The organism is Streptomyces carminius, from assembly GCF_002794255.1.
Taxonomy (GTDB): domain Bacteria; phylum Actinomycetota; class Actinomycetes; order Streptomycetales; family Streptomycetaceae; genus Streptomyces; species Streptomyces carminius.
Genome location: NZ_PGGW01000021.1, coordinates 1 through 2,151, shown reverse-complemented (window position 1 = coordinate 2,151; position 2,151 = coordinate 1). Strand labels below are relative to the sequence as shown.

2 protein-coding genes are annotated in these 2,151 nt (G+C 73.5%); both read left to right on the top strand.

The annotated features are described in order from the left end of the window. Positions 1–679, top strand: a 679-nt coding sequence (locus tag CUT44_RS07930) for a sensor histidine kinase (RefSeq protein ID WP_233221302.1), incomplete at its 5' end; no start/stop codon positions are given. Positions 680–832: 153 nt separating this feature from the next. Further along, positions 833–2,151, top strand: a 1,319-nt coding sequence (locus tag CUT44_RS07925) for a sensor histidine kinase (protein WP_100201475.1), incomplete at its 3' end; no start/stop codon positions are given.

Below are 2,151 nucleotides of genomic sequence, written 5' to 3'. Positions count from 1 at the left end.
GGAGCTGGAGTCGGACCGGCGGACGGTGACCGACACCGCCTCCGCCGACCTGCGCCGCATCGAACGCGACCTCCACGACGGCGCCCAGGCCCGCCTCGTCGCCCTCGCCATGGGCCTCGGCCTCGCCAAGGAAAAACTCCCCGCAGACCCCGAAACAGCCGCCAAAATGGTCGACGAGGCCCACGGCGAAGTGAAACTCGCCCTCGCCGAACTCCGCGACCTCGCCCGCGGCATCCACCCCGCCATCCTCACCGACCGCGGCCTGGGCCCCGCCCTGTCCAACCTCGCCGCCCGCTGCACCGTCCCCACCACCATCACCACCGACCTGCCCACCCGCCCCGCCCCCGCCATCGAAGGCATCGCCTACTTCACCGTCTCCGAACTCCTCCAGAACATCAGCAAACACAGCCACGCCACCCACGCCACCGTCGACCTCTGGCGCACCGACGACCGCCTCCTCATCCAGATCACCGACAACGGCCACGGCGGCGCCACCACCGAAGGCGGCACCGGACTGTCCGGACTCACCGAACGCCTCGACTCCGTCGACGGACTCCTCCTCCTCGACTCCCCCACCGGCGGACCCACCACCATCACCGCCGAACTCCCCTGGCGCGAGAGGGACGGAAGCGACGGGAGCGGCGGAAGCGCCCGGGGCGCCGGTGACCGGAGGAGCTGACCCGCCCGGCCGCCGGCACCCTCCGGGGCCCGTCCTCCCCGCACGGCCGGCCCCGGAAGGCGGACGGCGGGCCGCGACCCGCCGCACTCCGCCACACCCCGCCCCGAACGACCAGGTCCCGGGAGACGGCCCGACCACGAAACGGATGGCCCCATGACCGCCCACGACCACGACCTCCCGGCACCCGGCCGGCCCCGGGTCCCCGCGGTGCTGCGCGCCCCCTTCACGGGCCGCACCTGGCGGGAGTTCCTCCACGTCCTGCTCGGCCTGCCGATCGCCACCGCGAGCTTCGCCCTGGCGACCGCGCTGACCACGGTCGGCGCCAGTCTGCTGATCACCTCCCTCGGGGTGCCCCTGCTGGCCCTCACCCTCATGCTCTTCCGGGGGGTCGGGGCGCTGGAACGGGCCCGGGCCCGGGCGCTGCTGGGCATGGAGATCGCCGAGCCGGAGCCGGTCGGCGCCGGGCGGCGCGGCAGTGGGGCGCTGGCCTGGATGGGGGCGCTGCTGCGGAGCGGGACGGCCTGGCGGCACCTGCTGTACGCGTTCCTCCACTTCCCGTGGGCGGTGTTCGCCTTCTGCGTGGTGCTGCCGTTCTGGGTGACCGGCTGGGGGCTGCTCGCCTACCCGCTGTGGGCCTGGGTCCTCCCCACCCACGCCGGGCAGCCCGGCATCCAGATCTACGGCGAGGCGGGCGGCGAGAGCTGGTACGTGGACAGCCCGCCGGAGATCCTCCTCACCTCCGCCGTCGGCCTGGCGGTCGTCCTGGCCGCACCCTGGCTCCTGCGCGGACTGACCGGGGTGGACCGGGTGCTGGTGCGGGGCTTGCTCGGCCCCTCCGAGCTGGCCACCCGGATGCGGGAGCTGGAGTCGGACCGGCGGACGGTGACCGACACCGCCTCCGCCGACCTGCGCCGCATCGAACGCGACCTCCACGACGGCGCCCAGGCCCGCCTCGTCGCCCTCGCCATGGGCCTCGGCCTCGCCAAGGAAAAACTCCCCGCAGACCCCGAAACAGCCGCCAAAATGGTCGACGAGGCCCACGGCGAAGTGAAACTCGCCCTCGCCGAACTCCGCGACCTCGCCCGCGGCATCCACCCCGCCATCCTCACCGACCGCGGCCTGGGCCCCGCCCTGTCCAACCTCGCCGCCCGCTGCACCGTCCCCACCACCATCACCACCGACCTGCCCACCCGCCCCGCCCCCGCCATCGAAGGCATCGCCTACTTCACCGTCTCCGAACTCCTCCAGAACATCAGCAAACACAGCCACGCCACCCACGCCACCGTCGACCTCTGGCGCACCGACGACCGCCTCCTCATCCAGATCACCGACAACGGCCACGGCGGCGCCACCACCGAAGGCGGCACCGGACTGTCCGGACTCACCGAACGCCTCGACTCCGTCGACGGACTCCTCCTCCTCGACTCCCCCACCGGCGGACCCACCACCATCACCGCCGAACTCCCCTGGCG